This window comes from Actinomadura sp. 9N407 (assembly GCF_044326315.1).
Lineage (GTDB): Bacteria > Actinomycetota > Actinomycetes > Streptosporangiales > Streptosporangiaceae > Spirillospora.
On record NZ_JBIRAW010000028.1, the window covers coordinates 76188 to 95554 of the forward strand.

Consider the following 19367-nt stretch of genomic DNA (forward strand, 5'->3'; position numbering starts at 1 on the left):
CGGTCGGCAGGGCTGAGCCATTCCACAGCTGAGCCGTTCCGCCGTTGAGCTATTCCTCCAGGGCCAGCGCGGCCTTGGGGCAGGACCGTACGGCGTGCCTGACGCGGTCGGCCTGGTCGGCCGGTACGTCCGGCATCAGTACCTGGAGCTCGTCGTCGTCATCGAGGTCGAAGACCTCGGGGGCGAGCCCGACGCATACGGCGTTGGCCTCGCACACCAGGGGATCGACGCTTACCTTCATCGCCTCTGTCTCCGTTCCACTACCCGGCGCCGTTCATCGACCGGCGAGCTTGCGGTGGTCCCGCGAGGCGGCGCGGACCGGTTCCCCGGCCGCCGTCGCCCGCCGTGCCATCTCGCGGCCAACATACAGAATCCGGTTCGGACCGGTTGCGACCTCGGTACGCTTGCTCACCGCAAAAGTAGAACACGTTCCAGTATTGTGGGCAAGACTGGAGTCTCATCGAAGTGATCCGGATGCCGCGCCGGGGTGAGGATGGGGCCGTACCGAGGATGGATCGGCACCGCTCCGGGCAGACCTGCATCAAGTGCGGATAGATCGGGATAAAGTGCCCGGCGGAGGAGATCGATGACCAACACCACGGCGTCCACCCACCCGGGGACGACCACACCCGACCCCACGGCCGTACCCGAGGGCGCGGCACCTGCCCCCATGGCCCGTGACCTGCTGCGCGCCGCGCGCAACGCCAAGGGCTTCATGCCCGAGGCCGAGGGCCGGGCCCTGTACGAGACCGCGCTGGAGTACGGCGCGCGACTCGGCGCGACCGGCCCCCTGCTGGAGATCGGCAGCTACTGCGGCAAGTCGGCGATCTACCTCGGCGCGGCCGCCAAGGAGTCCGGCGCGACCGTCGTCACCGTCGACCACCACCACGGCTCCGAGGAGAACCAGTCGGGCTGGGAGCACCACGACCCGTCCCTGGTCGACCCCCTCACGGGCCGGATGGACACGCTCCCGACCTTCCGCAAGACCCTCGGGGCCGCGGGCCTTGAGGAGCAGGTCGTGGCGATCGTCGGTACGTCCCGTACCGTCGCCACCTTCTGGCGCACCCCCATCGCCCTGCTCTTCATCGACGGCGGCCACGCCGAGGACCTCGCCCAGGCCGACTACGAGAGCTGGTCCCCCTGGGTCGCGCTGGGCGGCGCCCTGGTCATCCACGACGTGTTCCCGGACCCCGCCGACGGCGGCCAGGCCCCGTACCACGTCTACCAGAGGGCTCTGAAGAGCGGCGCCTTCACCGAAAAGCGAGTAGAGGGCTCCCTGCGCGTCCTGGAACGCACAGCGGAAACCGACGCCGGTTGACTCGTGGCGTGTTCGCCGTTCCAGAGCCTCTGGAACGGCGAACACGCCACGAGTCGACGTTACAAGCGCGTCCTGACGGGGTTGGCGACGCTGACCAGGGCGCAGCCGCAGGCGTCCGGGTCGGCGGGGCCCGACGGGCCCAGGGGACGGCCGGCGATCTCCTTGAAGATCCTGGCGCCCGGGGACGTGCCTTCGAGGGCGTCGGCGGCCAGGACGACCGCGGCGGCCGTGTAGGTGGAGCGGTCCCCCGGGAAGTGCCGCTGGTTCTCGAACTGCCAGCCGGTCCAGTACGAGCCGTCCTCGTGCCGCAGGTGCTGGATGGTGGCGAACAGCTCCAGGGCCCGCTCACGGTCGCCTGCGGCGTCCAGGGCCATCACCAGCTCGCAGCTCTCGGCCGCGGTCACCCACGGCTGGTCGGACACGCAGCGGCAGCCCAGGCCCGGAACGACGAAGGTGTCCCACTGCTCGGCCAGCCGGTGGGCGGCGGCCTCGCCGCGGACCGGGCCGGAGAGCACCGGGTAGTACCAGTCCATCGACCAGCGGCTCTTGTCGGCGAACGCCTCCGGGTGCGCGGCCACCACGTGGCCGAGCTGGTCGGCGGCCAGTTCCCACTCCGGCTCGGGCTCGCCGAGGTGCTCGGCGAGCGCCACCGCGCAGCGCAGCGACTGGTAGATCGAGGAGCAGCCGGTCAGCAGCGCGTGGTCGGAGGCGGCGCCGTCGGGGTGCCGCAGCCAGATGATCTCGCCGCGCCGGGTCTGCAGTTCCAGGACGAAGCCGATCGCGCGGCGGACGGCGGGCCACATGTGCCGCGCGAACGTCTCGTCCCCGGTCATCAGCAGCTCGTGCCAGACGCCGACGGCGATGTAGGCGGCGTGGTTGGACTCGCCGCCGGGCTCGGTGACCTCGCCCAGGATCCACTTGGCGGGCCAGGAGCCGTCGGGCCGCTGGACGGAGCGGAGCCACTCGTACGCGCGGCGGGCGTGGTCGTTGAGGCCGGCCACCGTGAGGGCCATCGCGGCCTCCACGTGGTTCCAGGCGTCCACGTGCCCGGGTACGCCGCCGATCGGGGTGAACCAGGGGATCGCCCCGGACTCCTCCTGCTGGTCGGCGATGCTGCGCGCGGTGGCCACGATGTCCTCGCGGGTGACCACGCCGGGCACGGCGGGCGGGGAGAGATCAGACCGCATCCGCGGTCTCCTTGGCGGGCGAGGACGGCTTGCCGGGGGAGGCGGGCTTGGTGAAGTACACCACGACACTCTTCCCGATCACCGGGTTGAGCACACGTTCGGCCAGCCGGGTCGCCAGCGGCCGCTTCATGATGTCCCAGACCAGGAGCTGGTGGTAGGCCTTGGCGGCGGGGTTGCCGTCGTTGTTCACCCCGACCGCGCACTTGATCCACCAGTACGGGGCGTGCAGCCCGTGCGCGTGGTGGTGCCCGTTCACCTTGAAGCCGATGCCCTTGAGCTTGGCCTCCAGCTCGGCGCGGGTGTAGATGCGGATGTGGCCGCCGGGGGCGGTGTGGTAGTCCTCCGAGAGGGCCCAGCAGACCCGCTCGGGCAGCCAGCTCGGCACGGTGACGGCGAGCCGCCCGCCCGGCTTGAGCACCCGCAGCAGCTCGCGCATCGCCCGCATGTCGTCGGGGATGTGCTCCAGGACCTCGGAAGCGACGATCTTGTCGAAGTGGTCGTCGGGGAACGGCAGGTCCAGGGCGTCGCCCTGGACGGTCTCGGCGGCGGCCTCCTCGGGAAGCCCGCCCTCCAGCCGCATGGCGTCGAACATCGTGCCGACACCGGCCAGCTCGTCGGCGTCCATGTCGAAGGCCACGACGCGGGCACCCCTGCGGTACAGCTCGAAGGCGTGCCGCCCGGCACCGCATCCCATGTCCAGGATGCGCTCTCCGGGCTTCACGCGGAACCGCCCGAAATCAACGGTCAGCAGGGTGGTGCTCCTTCCGTACGAGGGACGCCGCGCGCGGCGTCCCTGCTTCCATCCCGTGATGTCTCGTCCGCGGCCGGCGGGCTCGCGGCCGGCGCGGGGCCTGGTCAGGCGGCCGCTGTCAGCGGTCCCCGGCCTTGCCCGCGGCCAGCCGCCGGTAGCGCTGCTGGGCGATCGCGGTGCGGTAGTGCTCCACCGTCGCCTGCGCCACGGCCGGCCAGGCGAACCGCGACCGGACGCGGGCCAGGGCGGCCTCGCCGGCCCTGGCACGCTCGTCGGGGGAGTCGTGCAGCCGGCGCAGCGTCGCGGCCAGCTCCTCGACGTCGCCGGGCTCGACCATGATCCCGGCGTCGCCGACGACCTCGGGCAGCGCCCCGGCCCGGCTGGCGACCAGCGGGGTACCGGAGGCCATGTGCTCGACCGCGGGCAGCGAGAACCCCTCGTACCGGGACGGCACGACGGCGATCTCGGCGGACGCCAGCAGCTCGCCGAGCTCCTCGTCGCCGATGCCGCTGACGAACCTCACCCGGTCGCCCAGGGCCAGCTCGCGGACCAGCTTGGCGGTGGGGCCGTCCTTCTTGGGCTTGCTGACGATCACGACGTGCACGTCCCGCTCGGTGGCGACCTTGGCGACCGCGCGCAGCAGCACGTCCACGCCCTTGATCGGGGCGTCCGCGCTGGCCATCGCGACGATCCGGCCGGGCACCCGCTCGCCGCGCGGATGGAAGATCCGGGTGTCGACGCCGAGCGGCAGGATCTCGATGTCGCGCGGGTCGACCCGGAAGTCCTTGACGATGTCGACCTTGGAGGAGTCCGAGACGGTCAGCACCGGGCCGATCCGCCGCGCCACCTGGCTCTGCATGGCGACGAACCCGTACCAGCGGCGCTTGCCGAGGTTCTGCCGGATGCCGCGGGCGGCCTCCAGCTCGATCCGCCGGTCGACGCTGATCGGGTGGTGGATGCTGGTGACCAGCGGCAGGTCGAGCCGGCCGATGCCGAGGTTGCCCAGGCCGAGCACCTGGTTGTCGTGCACCACGTCGAACCGGCTGCGGCGCCGACGCAGCTCGCGCAGGACCCGGAGGCTGAAGGTCAGCGGCTCGGGAAAGCCGCCGGTCTTCATGTGCGCGAACTCCAGCACGTCGATCCAGTCGCGGAACTCGCCCGGCCGCGGCGTCCGGAACGGATCCTCGTCCCGGTACAGGTCCAGGCTCGGGATCTTGGTCAGGATGATCTCGTCGCGGTCGAGTTCGGGATACGGTTGCCCCGACAGGACCTCGACCCTGTGCCCGAGGTCGGCCAGTTCGCGGCTCAGATGCCGTAGATAGACGCCCTGGCCGCCGCAGTGCGGCTTGCTCCGGTACGAGAGCAGGGCCACGCGCAGTGGACCGCCCGACGGCTCGTCTGCCTCAGCCACGCCAGTCCCTGCTCACGCACCACTCCTGTCAATCGGTGTTGTCCCTGGGGGCGGACCCCCAGACCCCCGGGGCTCCGCCCGAAGGGCGTATCAGTGTTGCCCCTGGGGGCGGACCCCCGGGCTCCGCCCGAAGGACGTATCAGAGGTCAGCCGGGCGCAGGCGCACCGGCATGCCTTTGATGCCGTTGATGAAACTAGACCTTAGCCTCCGTACGTTACCGGAGAGTTCAATATTGGGCATGGCGTCCAAAAGTGTTTCGAAAAGCACACTGAGCTCGAGCCGGGCAAGGTGCGCACCCAGGCAGAAATGCGGACCGCCGCCGCCGAACCCCAGGTGGGGGTTGGGGTCGCGGCCCACATCGAAGCGGAACGGGGCGTCGAAGACGCGCTCGTCGCGGTTGGCCGAGGCGTAGAAGACGACGACCTTGTCGCCCGCCGAGATCCGCTCGCCGCCGAGCTCGAGATCGCGCATCGCGGTACGGCGGAAGAGGTTCACCGGCGTCACCCAGCGGACGATCTCCTCGACGGCCGTGGGCAGCAGGCTCCGGTCGTTCCGGAGCCGCTCCCACTGCTCGGGATGCTCGAAGAGCGCGAGCATCCCGCCGGACGCGGCGTTGCGGGTGGTCTCGTTGCCGGCCACCGACAGCAGCAGGACGAACAGCTCGAACTCGTTGCCGCTCAGCTCGTTGCCGTCGGCGTCGGGCTGGAGCAGCCGGGTGACGATGTCGTCGCGCGGCTCGGCCTTGCGCTGCGCGGCCAGTTCCTCGGCGTAGGCGTACAGCTCCGTCGCCGCCGCCTGGCCCTCCTCCGGCGAGGTCTGGAACTCGGGGTCCTCGGCGCCGATCAGCGTGTTGGACCAGTGGAAGATCTTGTCCCGGTCCTCGACCGGCGCGCCGAGCAGCTCGCAGATCACGTACAGCGGGAGCGGGGCGGCGATGTCGCGGACGAAGTCGGCCTCGCCGCCCTGCTCCAGCCGTTCCGCCACCTCGGCGACCAGGCCGCGGCAGATGTCGCGGATGTGCTCCTCGAGCGCCCCGATGGCCCGCGGCGTGAAGCCCCGGTTGACGATGCTCCGCTTGCCCGAGTGCTCCGGCGGATCCTGGTTCAGCATCATCATGCGCTGCAGGTCCAGATGCTCCGGCTCGGGCTCGTCGAACAGCGCCAGCTTCTCGTACGAGGAGAAGTCCTCCGGATGCCGCGAGACCCGCACGACGTCCTCGTGCCGGGTCACCGCCCAGAACTCGGGGTTGCCCCGGCTCGGGTCGGCGTGGTGCCGGTGGACGGGGGCCCGCTCGCGCAGCTCGCTCAGCTGCTCGTGCGGGATCCCGCCGCGCTCGTAGACGTCCGGATCGACCAGCTCGATGCCGGATACGGGGGACGTGGTCTGTCCGGTCTGGGGAGTGGTGGTCATCGCCGCGGACCTCCTCGTCGGCGCGGACGGACGGGACCGGTCCTCACCTGCTGATCGGCCCTGATCAGCCGCGCCTAGCGGTACTGGGGGGTGAACTCCACCGGGAGTTCCTTGACACCGTTGACGAAGTTGGAGCGCAGCCGGCGAGGCTCGCCGGCCGGCCTGATGTCGGGGACCCGGTCCAGAATCGTCTCAAAGATGATCCGCAGATTCATCCGTGCGAGGTGGGTTCCCAGGCAGAAATGCGGCCCGCCGCCGCCGAAACCGATCTGCGGGTTGGGATCGCGCGCCACGTCGAACCGGAACGGGTCGTCGAAGACCTTCTCGTCGCGGTTGGCCGAGGCGTAGAACAGCACCACCTTGTCGCCGGCCTTGATCTCCTTGCCGCCCAGCTCGGTGTCCTGGGTGGCGGTACGGCGGAACTGGTTGATCGGGCTGACCCAGCGGACGATCTCCTCGACGGCCGTGGGGATCAGGCTCCGGTCGTTCTTCAGCCGCTCCCACTGCTCGGGGTAGTCGAAGAAGGCCTGCATCCCGCCGGCGGTGGCGGTCCGGGTGGTCTCGTTCCCGGCGATCGACAGCATGATCACGAAGAGCTGGAACTCCTCGTCGCTCAGCCGCTCGCCGTCCGGGCCGGCGGACAGCAGCTTGGTCACGATGTCGTCGCGCGGGGTGGAGGCGCGCTCCTGGGCCAGCTCGCCCGCCCAGACGGCGAACTCGGCCGCGCAGGCGGCCGACTCCGACCGGTCGCCGATGTACTCGGGGTCGTTGAAGGCCACCAGCGTGTTGGACCAGCGGAAGATCTTGTCCCGGTCCTCCAGCGGGGCGCCCAGCAGCTCGCAGATCGTGTAGAGCGGCAGCGGGGCGGCGAAGTGCTCGACGAAGTCGCAGGCGCCCAGCGGGGCGGCCTGGTCGATCAGCTCGTTGCAGGTGCGCCGGATGTGCTCCTCGAGCTGCTTGATCATCCGGGGTGTGAAGCCCTTGTTGACCATGCCGCGCAGCTTGGTGTGGTCCGGCGGGTCCTGGAACAGCATCATCATCCCGTACAGGGCGATGTCGTCGTCGCTGAACTCCTCGAACATCGAGGTCCGCACGTGCGAGGAGAACAGCTCCGGGTGGCGGGAGACGTGCGTGACGTCCTCGTGCCGGGTGACCGCCCAGAAGCCGGGGACGTTCTCGTTCGGGTCCGCGTGCCAGTAGACGGGGTCGTTCTGCCGCATCCAGGTGAGGGCCTCGTGCGGGATGCCGCCCTGCTCGTAGACGCCGGGGTCGATGACGTCGAAGTCGGGGACGATGCCGATCTCAGGGGCCATGGGAGATCCTTCGTGCCGGGGTGGGCCATCGGTGTTCGGGCGGTGGACTCGTGACTCGGACTGCGGTTACTCGAAGGCGGCGGCGAGGGCGCCGGCGGCGGTGAACCCGGCGGTGCCGGTGGAGATCTTGGGCCCGAGCTCGGCGGCCAGGGCGGCGGCCGTCCAGCCTTCCGCGCCTCCGGCCGCGTCTCCGGCGGTGACCTGGTGCGCGACCGTGGGCGGCGCCATCACCGCGACCCGGCCGCCGTACACGACGAAGACCTGGCCGGTGACGTCCTGGGCGGCGGGCGAGGCGAGGTAGGTCACCAGCGGCGTGACGTGGTCGACCGAGAGCGGGTCCGGGCCGTCCTCGGGGGCCGGGCCGAACACCCCGGCGGTCATGTCCGTACGGGCGCGCGGGCAGATCGCGTTGGCGCGTACCCCGTACCGGCCGCAGGCCTGGGCCGTCGAGAGGGTCAGCGCGGCGATGCCGGCCTTGGCGGCGGCGTAGTTGGGCTGGCCGGCTGATCCCAGCAGGAACGCCTCAGAGGCGGTGTTGACGATCCGCGCGTACACCGGCGCGCCGGTCTCCTTGGACCGTGCCCGCCAGTGCGCGACGGCCAGCCGGGAGGTGACGAAGTGCCCCTTGAGGTGGACGCGGACGACGGCGTCCCACTCCTCCTCGGACATGTTGAACAGCATCCGGTCGCGGGTGAACCCGGCGTTGTTGACCAGGACGTCCAGCCCGCCGAACGTACCGACCGCCGTCTGGACCAGGGCCTCGCCGGTCTCCCAGGCGCCGATGTCGCCTGCCTGCACGGCGGCCTCGCCACCGTTCTTCGCGATCTCCTCCGCCACCGCGTGCGAGGCGTCCGCGTCGAGGTCGTTGAGCACCACGCGGGCACCGGCGGCGGCCAGCGCGAGGGCCTCGGCCCGGCCGAGCCCGGCACCGGCGCCGGTGACCACGGCCACCCGCCCCTCCAGGCTCACATCTGGGTCGGTCACTGCTGTCCCTTCCGAACGCCGTGCGCGGGTCGAACCGTGCCCGGGCCGCGATCGAGCGCTTGCTCGGGCTACAGATCTAGAACACGTTCTAACATGAGACTCCAGTCTCATCAAGAGTCCAGCGGGTGTAGTGACGTGGGTCGCATCCAGCGATGACCCCCTGTGATGGCCGGCGGTACGACTCCAGGGGGCGGCAGGGAGCAGAGGTCCGGGCATGCCGGAGACCCCGCACGCGCGATCGCGTACGGGGTCCGGTCAACGCCAGGTCAGTCGTTCAGGACGAAGCGGATGGGGTCGCCGGCCTCGCGCCTGACCATCCCGCGCCGTTCCAGCGTGCGCAGGTGCGCCGCCGCCTCCGCGGTGGCCATCCGCCGGGAGCCGATCTCCATGTCGGCCCAGGCGCCGCGCCACTCCATCCCCCGCGCGACCCCCCACAGCGTGGTGGGCTCGCCGGAGAGCAGCCCGATGATCTCGGTCAGCCGCTCCTCGTGGTGGCCGATGATCTCCTGGACGCGGTCGGCGAGGCCGGTGAAGCGGTACTGGTGGGCGGGCAGCACCTCGCCCACCTGGACGCCGCCGACCCGTTCGAGCGACTTCATGAAGTCGCCCAGCGGGTCCACGTCCGGCTGGTCGTACGGGTACAGCCCGATGTGCGGCGTGATGCGGGGCAGCACGTGGTCACCGGTGAAGATCCGGTCGTTGTCCTCCAGGTGGAGGCAGATGTGGCCGGGGCTGTGGCCCGGGGTCCAGATCGTGCGCAGCGACCGTCCGGGCAGGTCCACCAGCTCGCCGTCGGACAGCTCGCGGTCGGGGAGCGCGGGCGGGTCCACCATCTGGCCGGCGTCGTTCCACTCGGCCAGCTCGGCCTCGTCCGCGCCCGCCTGGCGCAGCGAGTCCAGATGGAACGCGCGCCCGAAATCCTTGCTCCGCGTCGTCTCCTGGAACCGCCTGACGAGGGTGATGTCGTCGCGGTGCATGGCCACCCACGCCCCCGACGCCTCCCGCACGCGCCCCGCCAGCCCGGCGTGGTCGGGGTGGTAGTGGGTGACCACCACCCCGTGCACGTCGGCGATGTCCATCCCGAACGTGGCGAGCCCGCCCTTGAGCGCGGCCCAGGCGTCCTCGTGCTGCCAGCCCGCGTCCACCAGCACGGGCCCGCGCGGGCTCTCCAGCGCGTACACCAGCGTGTAGGCGAGAGGGTTACCGGGAATCGGCACCGGGACGCTCCACACGCCCCCGCCGAGGTCCTCGGGTTCTGGTTGCACGCTCTACCTCGTCTCGCCTTGTTCCGTGTCGCGGTCCTTGCCCGTACGGGCGTGCCCGCACGGTTCATACCCGTACGAGCATCCCGTACGGACGGATCAGATCCGCTCGATGATCGTGCCGGTCGACAGCGAGCCGCCGCAGCACATCGTGATCAGGGCGGTGGAGGCGTCCCGGCGCTCCAGTTCGTGCAGGGCCGTGGTGAACAGCCGGGCGCCCGTGGCGCCGACCGGGTGGCCCAGCGCGATCGCGCCGCCGTTGACGTTCACCTTGTCCATGTCGGGCTTGTGCACCGACGCCCAGGACAGCACCACCGAGGCGAACGCCTCGTTGATCTCGGTGATGTCGATGTCGCCCATTGTCATCCCGGTCCGCTTGAGCACGGCCTCGGTCGACTGCACCGGGCCGTCCAGGTGGTAGTACGGCTCGGAGCCGACGAGCGCCTGCGCCTTGATCCGGGCGCGCGGGGTCAGCCCGAGGGAGCGCGCCTTGGCCTCGTCCATCACCAGTACGGCCGAGGCGCCGTCGGTGATCTGCGAGGACGAGCCGGCGGTGTGGATGGCGTCCTCCATCACCGGCCGCAGCTTGGCCAGGCCCTCGACCGTGGTCTCGCGCAGGCCCTGGTCGCGGGTGACGGTACGGGTCTCGCCGGTCGGCTTGCCCTCGGCGTCCAGCACCGGGGCGTCGATCGGCGCGATCTCGCGGTCGAACCGGCCGTCCGCCCAGGCCTTGGCGGCGCGCTGCTGCGAGCGGGCACCGAACGCGTCCAGGTCGGCGCGGGTGATCCCGCGCCGCTTGGCGATCCGCTCGGCGGACTCGAACTGGGCGGGCATGTCCAGCGACCAGTCGTCGGGCTTGGGGTTGGCCGGCATCACGTTGGCGCCCAGCGGCGTCCGGCTCATCACCTCGACGCCGGAGCCGATCGCCACGTCCACCACGCCGGCGGCGATCTGCGAGGCGGCCAGGTGGACGGCCTGCTGGGCCGATCCGCACTGGGCGTCGATGGTGGTGACGCCGGTCTGCCAGGGCAGGCCCGCGTAGAGCCAGGCGTACCGGCCGACGTGGCCGCCCTGCTCCAGGGCCTGGGTCACGCAGCCGGTGAACACCTGCTCCACGAGGGCGGGGTCCAGCTCGGACCGCTCCAACAGCGCGTTGTACGTGTGCGCCATGACGGCCTGGGCCTTCAGCCCGGCGAGCCAGCCGTTGCGCTTTCCGAGCGGGGTGCGTACGGCATCGACGATCACAGGGGTGCCCATGCGGTCTCCTTCTAGAACCTCATTCGAGTCCGAATGTAACGGGTTCTATTTTCAGGTGGAAGGGCGGGGCCTGGCCGCCCATCCCACGCAGCGGGACCGCCGGGCACGAGATACTCCTCACCCCGGGCCCGTCCGGGCGCTCACCCGCAGCGGACGGGGAGCTCCTTGATCCCGTTGATCCAGGTGGAGCGGAGCCGCCGGGGCTCGCCCGCCAGCCGGATGTCCGGCATCTGGTCGGCGATCGCGTCGAACATCAGGTCGATCTCCATCCGGGCCAGGTTGGCCCCGATGCAGTAGTGCGCCCCCGTACCGCCGAAGCCGAGGTGCGGGTTGGGCGAGCGGGTGATGTCGAACCGCTCCGGGGCCTCGAAGACCTCCTCGTCGAAGTTGGCGGAGCTGTAGTACATCGCCAGCCGGTCGCCCGCCTTGATGCGCACGCCGCCGAGCTCGGTGTCGCGGACGGCGGTGCGCTGGAACGCGATCACCGGCGTCGCCCAGCGCACCACCTCGTCGGCGGTGGTCGCCGGACGCTCGGCCTTGTACAGCTCCCACTGCTCCCGGTCGGACAGCATCGCGATCATGCCGTGGGTGATGGCGTTGCGGGTGGTCTCGTTGCCGGCCACCGCCAGGATGATCATGAAGTAGCCGAACTCGTCGTCGGTCAGCCCGTGCCCGTCCACGTCCGCCTGGACGAGCCGGGTGGTGATGTCGTCGGCGGGGCAGGCGCCGCGCTGCGCGGCCAGGTCCATCGAGTAGCCGATGATCTCGGCGGCGGCGCAGGTCGGGTCGCCGTCGTACTCGGGATCGTCGTAGCCGAGCATCTGGTTGGACCAGTCGAACAGCCGGCTGCGGTCGTCCTGCGGGACCCCCATCAGGTCCGCGATCGCCTGCAGCGGCAGCTCGGCGGCCACCCGGGTCACGAAGTCGAACGTCCCGGTGCCGCCGTCCCGGCGCGCCTCCGCCACGATCCGCCCGGCCCGCTCGCGCAGCGCGTCGTGCAGGCCGTTGATCACGCGCGGGGTGAAGCCGCGGGACACGATCCGGCGCAGCTTGGCGTGCTGCGGCGGGTCCATGTTGATCAGCAGGTTCTCCCGCTGGACGGCCAGCTCCTCGGGCGTGAACGTCTCGTTGAACCGGATGATCGACCCGTTGGTCGCGGTGAACAGCTCGTGGTCGCGGGAGATCTCCTTGATGTGGGCGTGCTTGCTCACCACCCAGAATCCCTCGTCGTCGTAGCCGGTGACACCGCGCGGCTGCGCGTTCCACCAGGGCCGCCCCGTACGGCGCAGCGCGGCGAACTCCTCGAGCGGCACGCGCTCGGCCATCAGATCCGCAGAGCTGAAGTCGAAGGAGTCGGGCACGGGCGAGCCGGGCACGAGCGGCTCGGGGACGGGCGTTCCGGACGCGGCGGTGAACTCAGGCGCGGTGGTCATGGCTCCAACGTAGAACGCGTTCCGCGCCCCGCACAAGAGAAAATGAGACTCCAGTCTAATCTTGCGTCACACGCCTGTAAAAGCTGATCAGGAGGGTGTCAAGAGGCGCCTTCGGGTCAAGTTGTGAGCTTCGCCATGCGGGCTCACCGGTTTAGATAGAACAGGTTTCAGAAATTCTCCGCCGCTGCGATCCGTACGCGCAGGCTCGCGTACGTCGGGACGAGGACGCGGGCGGCGGCGCGCCGTGAGACCACCTGGTACGGGCGGCCCTGGGAGAGCAGTGTCTGGAGCATCCGGGCGACCTGCGTACGGGCCACGGCCGCGCCCAGGCACAGATGGCGGCCACCGCCGAACCACAGCTGGCGCGTCTCGGGGACGTAGTCGCGCCTGATGTCGAACGGCCCGACGCTGGTGGTGGCCAGGTAGGTCAGCAGCAGGATCCGATCGCCCTCGTGCAGCCGCCGCCCGGCGATCGTCGTGTCGCGCGCGACATGACGCCCGATGACGGGGGCCGGGGTGGAGACGCGCAGGCCTTCCCGTACGGCGTTGTCCATCAGGGACGGGTCGGACAGTAGTGATCTTTGCTGGCCGGTGTCGTGGAGGAGCGCGACCGTACGGGACGTCCCGGACGCCCCGGTCTCGGTGCCCGCGATGGCCAGCAGCGTGGCGAGCCCCCGGGCGAGCGGGAGGCCGAGGTCCATCTCGCGGCAGCGTCCGAGGATGGTGCCGGAGCCGGCCGTACGGTACGCGTCGTCGACGCCCGCGGTGATCTCGTCGACGATGGCCCGGGCCTGGCCGAGCACGCGGGAGTCCAGTTCGGTGGAGGCGGTGGTGCCCATCGCCAGGGCCGCGAGGCGTTCCCCGGCCGCGAAGACCTGCCGGTACGCGTCGTCGTCCCGGTCCGTGGGAAGGCCCATGAGATCGGAGACGAGCCGTCCGGCGAGGACCCGGGTCGAGTCGGCCACGTCGATGGTCGCGCCTGCGGCCAGCCGTCCGGCGAGTGCGGCGTAGTGCGCGCCCTGGGACCGTTCGACCAGTTCGCGGGCGCTTTCCTCGGTGAACAGGTCGCGCGCCTTGGTCCGTACCTCGGTGTGCCGGGCACCCCCGAAGAACTGGCCCATCTCCTCACCGAAGAGCTGGGACCACATATGGCCGACCCCGCCCTCGCCGACCATCCCGAAGTGGGCGTGGTCGTTCAGCACCCGCCGCGCCAGGACGGGATCGGTCACCACCCAGCCCAGCCTGGGAACGCGGGTGAGGGGACCCGCGTGGCGGGCCGCCTCCAGCAGGGCGAAGAGCCCCTTGTTGCCGCTCCAGATCAGCCGTGCCTCATGGCGTGCCGCATGGCTCGCGGAACCGCTCGCCGCGCGCCCTGCCGCCGGGTCCCCGATGGTCGTTCCGACCGCGTTCTTCCTGATCACCCGCCCAGTGTGCCGTCCGGCAGATCCGGAATTCATCCGGCATACCACCTATCGGGGTAGGTGGTAGTACTCACTGGCATCTGGGGTAGAACGCCCCCTTCGGGTTACGTAGGGTTCCCCTGGCGACGGAGGGGCGCGGCCGACGAGGCTGGCGACCGGCCGATTCTCGGATCTAGTAGAACGGGGGGTCCGACCATGAGAGCACGTATTGCCGGAGTGGCCGCCTACCTGCCGGAACACACCCTGACCAGCGCCGGGGTCGAGGCGCGCGTGCGGGCCGCCGGCGGCGGCTACCGCCCGCACCCGACCATCGTCGAGCGGATGACCGGCATCGCCTCCCGCCATGTCATGCGCGATGACCAGCAGGCCTCCGACCTGGCCGCCGAGGCGGCCCGCCGGGTGCTGGCCGAACGCGGCACCGGGCCGGAGCGGCTCGACCTGCTGATCTTCGGCTCCGCCTCCCAGGACATGGTCGAGCCGGCCACCGCGCACATCGTCGCGGCCAAGCTCGGCGCGACCTGCCCCGTCTTCGACGTCAAGAACGCCTGCAACAGCTTCCTCAACGGCCTGCAGATGGCCGACGCGCTGATCCGTACCGGGCAGCACGAGCGGGTCCTGGTCTGCACCGGCGAGGCCCCGTCCCGCGCGATCCGCTGGAAGGTCCGGGACCGGGCGCAGTTCGTGGACGCGTTCGCGGGCTACACGCTCTCCGACGGCGGCGCCGCGATGCTGGTGGAGGCCGCGCCCGACGGCGGGATCTTCTACCGCGACTTCGCCGCCGTCTCCGCTGCCTGGCAGGTCGGCACGCTGCCCGGCGGCGGGTCGATGCACCCGCGCGATCCCGAGTTCACCTACTTCAGCGGGGACGGCCGCCGGCTCAAGGACGCGTTCGTCGACAACGGCCCGGAGATCTTCTGTACCGCGCTGGAGAAGACCGGGCTGACCTGGGACGACTTCGCGATCATCGGCGTCCACCAGGTGACGATGCCGTACCTGGAGGTACTGCGGTCGATCCTGGACATCCCGGCCGAACGGCTGGTCGTGACGCTGCCCGAGCACGGCAACGTCGCCTCGGCGTCCCTGCCGCTCCAGCTCGACACCGCGATCCGGTCCGGCCGCTGCGGTCCCGGCGACCGGGTCGCGCTCATCGGCCTGGCCGGCGGCGTCAGCCTCGGCGTGATCTTCGCGGAGCTCTGACCATGGATCTGTGGGTCGTGATCCCCGCCTACGACGAGGAACGCTCGATCGGGGCCACCCTGCGCCGGCTGGCCGAGCAGACCGACCCCGGCTTCACGCTGGTCGTGGTCGACAACGGCAGCACCGACCGTACCGCCGAGGTGGTCAGGTCCTTCGCCGCCGAGCATCCCAAGCCCGAGGTACGGATCATCTCCGAGCCGGAGAAGGGCACCGGGGCCGCCGCCGACACCGGGATCCGGCACGCGATCTCCGCCGGGGCCACGCACATCGCCCGTACCGACGCCGATTGCCTGCCCGACCCGGGCTGGATCGCGGCGGTGAAGCGGTCGTTCGACGAGGGCCTGGCCATGGTCAGCGGGCCGCTGCGGCCCCGTACCGACGAGTTCGCGCTGAAGTTCTGGGAACGGCGCCTGCTGCCCGCCGTGATCAGCACCGCCGCGCTCTTCGGCCGGTTCCGGCCCGGCAATCAGGACCCGCTGGCCCTGGGCCCGTACGTCATGATGCCCGGCTGCAACTTCGCGATCACCGCCGATCTGTACGAGCGGGCCGGCGGCTTCCCCCGTTCAAGGATCGAGGAGGTCCACGAGGACCGCGCGCTGGTCAACCAGGTGCGCCGCCTCACTACCGCGTACGGGCTGCGCAAGGACATGACCGTGTACGGCTCGGTCCGGCGGCTGCGCGCCTACGGCCTGGTCGGGACGCTCGGCTGGTACGCCGACCACCGCTACACGCCCGAGGTCATCGACATCCGCATCGGGGACCTGAAATGACCGGTTCACAGACCACGGGTCGCCGGACGGTCGACTGGGAACGGCGGCTCTACCTGGCCGCGCACCCGTTCGCGTACCCGCTGCTGCGCGGGCTGGCCCGGCGCGGCCCGGTCGTCCGCGTCCCGCGCGTCGGGGTGGTCGTGAACGACGCCGCGCTCGCCCGCGAGGTCCTGATGGACGGCGAGACGTACCGGAAGGACGGGCCGGGTTCGCCGGGCGACCTGTGGACCCCGGTCCTGGGGCCGTCCGTCCTGCTCAACATGGAGGGCGAGGCGCACCGCGTCCTGCGGCGCCGCCTGACCGAGCTGTTCACGCCCTCGTACGCCGAGGCCCTGTGCGCCCGCGTGCTGGCCGAGCCGCTGGAACGCCTGTCCGACCGCCTCGCCCGGGGCGCCGTCGTCGATCTGGTCGACACCATGCGGGTGCTGGCGGGCGCCGTGATGAGCGAGGTCATCGGCCTGGAGACCCGTTCCGAAGAGCAGAGCCGGAAGCTCTTCGAGCAGGGCGAGCGGATCGTGTCGATGGTCTCGCTCCGGACCCGCCGGTTCTCGCCCGACCAGGTGAAACGGGCCCGCGCCGTCCTCGACCCGCTCGGCGACATCGCCGCCAAGGCGTACGCGTCCGGCGACGAGGCCACCGTGATGGGCCGGATGCGGGCGCTCGGCCTGTCGGAGGCGGAGGCGCGCGGCGCCGCCGGGGCGTTCTTCCTCACCGGCACCGAGACCGTCGCGACGCTGGTCCCGCGCCTGATCGCCCTCCTGCACGACGCAGGCCGCCTCGACTCTCCCGACGTCCTCGGCGGTGCCCTCGATCTGGACAGGGCGATCGACGAGGCCATGCGCGTGACGACCCCCACGCCGGTCATGCTCCGCAGCGTCCACGCGACCACCCGCCTCGGCGGAGTCGAGATCCGCCCGGGCGACCGGGTCCTGATCGCGACGCACAACTGCTGCCGCGCGTACGGGCCGTTCGACCTGGACCGCCCGGACCCGCCCGAGCTGCGCCGCCTGTGGTTCGGCGCGGGCCCGCACTTCTGCATCGGCTACCCCCTCGCCATGGCCGAGATCCGTACCGTCGCCCGTACGGTCCTCGCCGCCGCGCCCCTGGAGATCACGCGCCGCTCCGCCGCCCGCCGCGTCCTGATCCCGACCTACGAGCGGCTGATCGTGAGGGCGCTGTGAGCCTTGTACGGCGCCTCCTCGACCAGGCCGCCGAGACACCCGCCGCCGTGGCCCTCGTGGCGGGGGACGGGACCGAGCTGACCTATGGCGACCTGCGACGCCAGGTCCTCGCCGTACGCCATGCGCTGGTGACCTCCGGCATGGAGCCGGGCGACGGCGTCCTCTTCTCGGTACGGCCCTCACCCGAATCCCTTGTCCTGGCCCTAGGAGTCGTAGCGGCCGGCGGCATGGTCGTCTTCGCCGACCCGGGAGCGGGCCCGGAGATGTTCACCGCGCGGCTTCGCTTGGCCCGGCCCAAGTGGTCGGCCGCCGAATCGTTCCTCTACGCCGCCAGTCGCCTGCGCCCGGTCCGGGCCTATGCGCGGCGCCGCGGACTGCTGCTGCCCAACCTCGGCGACCTGGAGGTCCAAGGCCAGGGGCCGATGCGCCACATCCACGTGGGGCGATGGCTGCCAGGCGTTCCGCGAGGCGCGCTGTCCTTTGCCAAGCTCGTACGGGGCGACGCGCCAGAGCCGTCCGACGTCGGCGACCCGGATGCACCCGCCGCCGTCATCTTCACGTCCGGCACTACGGAGAATCCCCGCGCGGTGGTCCACACCCAGGCATCTCTGTCTGCGGCCCTGGATCTGTTCCGCGAACGCCTCCCGCTAGGGCCCGGCGACATCGTCCACACCGACCAGCTCATGCTGGGCCTTCCGACCCTCATCTCGGGGGCGCGCTGGTCGATGCCGCCCCTTTTCAGCTCTCCGGACGAGTTCGGCCGCCTGCTGAAGGAACGAGGCGCGACGCACACGTTCTGCGTCCCCGTCCACCTGGCCGAGATCCTGGACGCTCATCCCAAGCTTCCCGAAGGGCTTCGCTACGTCCTGCTAGGCGCGGCCCCCGCACCCGCCGCGATCCTGCGCCGCGCCATGGAGGCAACCTCAGCGCAAGTCCTGTCCGTCTACGCGATGACCGAGATCCTCCCCGTGGCCATCGCCTCGGCCGAAGAGAAGCTCGCCCATACGGGCCAGGGCGATTTCCTAGGCGAACCCCTCGTACCGACGTCCATCGCCGAGGACGGCGAACTGCGCCTGTCCGGGCCCAACCTCTGCCGGGGCTATCTGGGCGACCCGCCCCTGACGGAACTGCCCACCGGCGACCTGGCCCGCCTGGACGAGAAAGGCCTCGTCCTGCTCGGCCGGAAGAAGGACATGCTCATCCGGGGCAAGTTCAACCTCTATCCCGGCCTGTACGAGCCCGCCATCGCCGCACTCGACGGCGTCACCGAGGCCGCGATCGCCGGCCTGCCCGACCCCGAGACCGGTGACGAAGAGGTGATCCTGGCCATCGTCGGGACCGCGGATCCGGACCGCCTGCGCGCCCGGCTGCCCGATGTGATCGACCACGACGCCCTTCCGGACCGCATCGTGGTGCTGTCCGAGTTGCCTCGTTCCGGCCGAGCCCGCAAGCTCGACCGGGACCAGTTGCGCGAGCTCGTACGGGAGATGGCATGAAGGTTGCGGTGACGGGGGCATCGGGGTTCGTCGGGGGAGCGGTCTGTCGTGCCCTGATGGACCACGGAATCGAAACCGATGCCTACGGAAGACGTTCCGAATTAGCGCCAGAGCACGTTTTCGGGGCTAAGTACCGTTCGTGGGACCTCACCCAAGGACCCCTCCTGGACGCCCCAGAGGTCGACGCCGTCATCCACTGCGCGGGCAGCGTCTCCGACTGGGGCCGGGTGTCCACCCTCTTCTCCACCAACCTGACGGGCACCAAGAACGCGCTCACGACCTTCCCCGGGGCGCGGTTCGTCCATGTGAGCACGGCCAGCGTGTACGACCCGTACAGGCCCACGGTCATGGCCACGGAGGAGCAGGCACCGGCGCCGCGCCACCTCAACGCCTACGGCGCTTCCAAGGCCGCCGCCGAACGAGCCGTACTGTCGGTCATGCGCGGCCACGGCCGCTCCTCGTGGCGAGGCCCGAGCCGCCGCGAAGCCATCGTCCTGCGCCCCCATGCCGTCTACGGCCCCGGCGACACCACGCTCCTGCCGCGCGTCCTGTCGTCGGTACGCGGCCGCGTCCTGCCCGCCGTGGGGAACGGCAAGCAGCGCGTCAGCCTGACGTCCATCGGCAACCTCGTCCAGGCGTGCATGCTGGCCGCCTGCGGGCCGGTCGGGTCCGGCGTCTACAACGTCACCGACGCCGAGCCGGTCACCATCGACGAGGCGTTCCGCGCCATCCTGGCCGAACGCGGCATCGACGCGCGCCCGCTCTACCTGCCGGCCCTGCCCGTCCGTCCGCTCGCCGCCGCCGTCGAGGGCGTGTTCCTCCTCGCCCGCCGACCGGAACCGCCCCGGCTGACCCGGTACGCGATCGGCCACCTCGCGGTCGAACGCACCCTCGACATCGCCGCCGCCCGTACGGCGCTCGGCTACAAGCCCGAGGAGACCGACTTCGCCGGCGCCGCCGACTGGTAGCCCGGCG

17 protein-coding genes are annotated in these 19367 nt (G+C 71.1%); 6 read left to right on the plus strand and 11 right to left on the minus strand.

Annotated features, from left to right (window positions below; all coding sequences use genetic code 11):
* Positions 1 to 49: 49 nt before the first annotated feature.
* The gene (locus ACH34Q_RS34170) at positions 50 to 241 is read right to left on the minus strand and encodes a ferredoxin (RefSeq protein WP_395987271.1); all 192 of its coding nucleotides are present in this window, start codon (positions 239 to 241) and stop codon (positions 50 to 52) included.
* Positions 242 to 670: 429 nt separating this feature from the next.
* On the opposite strand from ACH34Q_RS34170, the gene ACH34Q_RS34175 reads away from it, so the two are divergent.
* A complete protein-coding gene (locus tag ACH34Q_RS34175) occupies positions 671 to 1318 on the plus strand; it encodes a class I SAM-dependent methyltransferase (RefSeq protein WP_395987336.1) in 648 nt (215 codons plus the stop codon).
* A gap of 59 nt (positions 1319 to 1377) precedes the next feature.
* On the opposite strand, the gene ACH34Q_RS34180 is transcribed toward ACH34Q_RS34175, so the two are convergent.
* From ACH34Q_RS34180 to ACH34Q_RS34225, 10 genes are all read right to left on the minus strand, one after another.
* Complete coding sequence (locus ACH34Q_RS34180; RefSeq protein WP_395987272.1) at positions 1378 to 2505, minus strand: prenyltransferase; 1128 nt, start codon at positions 2503 to 2505, stop codon at positions 1378 to 1380.
* Positions 2495 to 3256: a class I SAM-dependent methyltransferase gene (locus ACH34Q_RS34185; RefSeq protein WP_395987337.1), complete on the minus strand. Its 762-nt coding sequence runs from the start codon at positions 3254 to 3256 to the stop codon at positions 2495 to 2497. Before ACH34Q_RS34185 ends, ACH34Q_RS34180 begins: the two co-directional genes overlap by 11 nt.
* A gap of 118 nt (positions 3257 to 3374) precedes the next feature.
* Positions 3375 to 4667 (minus strand): glycosyltransferase family 4 protein, encoded by a 1293-nt coding sequence (locus ACH34Q_RS34190; protein ID WP_395987273.1) that lies wholly within the window; start codon positions 4665 to 4667, stop codon positions 3375 to 3377.
* Positions 4668 to 4806: 139 nt separating this feature from the next.
* Entirely contained in the window at positions 4807 to 6078 is a 1272-nt protein-coding gene (locus ACH34Q_RS34195) for a cytochrome P450 (RefSeq protein ID WP_395987274.1), read from the minus strand.
* Between the two features lie 74 nt (positions 6079 to 6152).
* Positions 6153 to 7391, minus strand: coding sequence for a cytochrome P450 (locus ACH34Q_RS34200; RefSeq protein ID WP_395987275.1), 1239 nt, complete (start codon positions 7389 to 7391; stop codon positions 6153 to 6155).
* Positions 7392 to 7457: 66 nt separating this feature from the next.
* Positions 7458 to 8375: an SDR family NAD(P)-dependent oxidoreductase gene (locus ACH34Q_RS34205; RefSeq protein ID WP_395987276.1), complete on the minus strand. Its 918-nt coding sequence runs from the start codon at positions 8373 to 8375 to the stop codon at positions 7458 to 7460.
* Between the two features lie 266 nt (positions 8376 to 8641).
* Positions 8642 to 9640 carry an MBL fold metallo-hydrolase gene (locus tag ACH34Q_RS34210; RefSeq protein ID WP_395987277.1) on the minus strand — a complete coding sequence of 333 codons (999 nt, stop codon included), beginning with the start codon at positions 9638 to 9640 and terminating at the stop codon, positions 8642 to 8644.
* 96 nt (positions 9641 to 9736) lie between these two features.
* On the minus strand, positions 9737 to 10894 hold the full coding sequence (locus ACH34Q_RS34215; RefSeq protein WP_395987278.1) for a steroid 3-ketoacyl-CoA thiolase: 1158 nt from the start codon (positions 10892 to 10894) through the stop codon (positions 9737 to 9739).
* A 140-nt stretch (positions 10895 to 11034) separates the two neighbouring features.
* A complete protein-coding gene (locus ACH34Q_RS34220; RefSeq protein ID WP_395987338.1) occupies positions 11035 to 12219 on the minus strand; it encodes a cytochrome P450 in 1185 nt (394 codons plus the stop codon).
* Between the two features lie 275 nt (positions 12220 to 12494).
* Positions 12495 to 13748: a cytochrome P450 gene (locus tag ACH34Q_RS34225; RefSeq protein ID WP_395987279.1), complete on the minus strand. Its 1254-nt coding sequence runs from the start codon at positions 13746 to 13748 to the stop codon at positions 12495 to 12497.
* 195 nt (positions 13749 to 13943) lie between these two features.
* On the opposite strand from ACH34Q_RS34225, the gene ACH34Q_RS34230 reads away from it, so the two are divergent.
* Genes ACH34Q_RS34230 through ACH34Q_RS34250 form a run of 5 tightly spaced genes read left to right on the plus strand, consistent with a single transcriptional unit; the run spans position 13944 to position 19360 of the window.
* Positions 13944 to 14945, plus strand: a complete 1002-nt coding sequence (locus ACH34Q_RS34230) for a 3-oxoacyl-ACP synthase III family protein (RefSeq protein WP_395987280.1) — start codon at positions 13944 to 13946, stop codon at positions 14943 to 14945.
* A gap of 2 nt (positions 14946 to 14947) precedes the next feature.
* Entirely contained in the window at positions 14948 to 15715 is a 768-nt protein-coding gene (locus ACH34Q_RS34235; RefSeq protein WP_395987281.1) for a glycosyltransferase family 2 protein, read from the plus strand.
* Complete coding sequence (locus ACH34Q_RS34240; RefSeq protein ID WP_395987282.1) at positions 15712 to 16896, plus strand: cytochrome P450; 1185 nt, start codon at positions 15712 to 15714, stop codon at positions 16894 to 16896. The genes ACH34Q_RS34235 and ACH34Q_RS34240 overlap by 4 nt, the downstream gene beginning before the upstream one ends.
* Positions 16893 to 18392, plus strand: a complete 1500-nt coding sequence (locus ACH34Q_RS34245) for a class I adenylate-forming enzyme family protein (RefSeq protein ID WP_395987283.1) — start codon at positions 16893 to 16895, stop codon at positions 18390 to 18392. Before ACH34Q_RS34240 ends, ACH34Q_RS34245 begins: the two co-directional genes overlap by 4 nt.
* A complete protein-coding gene (locus tag ACH34Q_RS34250) occupies positions 18389 to 19360 on the plus strand; it encodes an NAD-dependent epimerase/dehydratase family protein (RefSeq protein WP_395987284.1) in 972 nt (323 codons plus the stop codon). The genes ACH34Q_RS34245 and ACH34Q_RS34250 overlap by 4 nt, the downstream gene beginning before the upstream one ends.
* Positions 19361 to 19367: the final 7 nt, after the last annotated feature.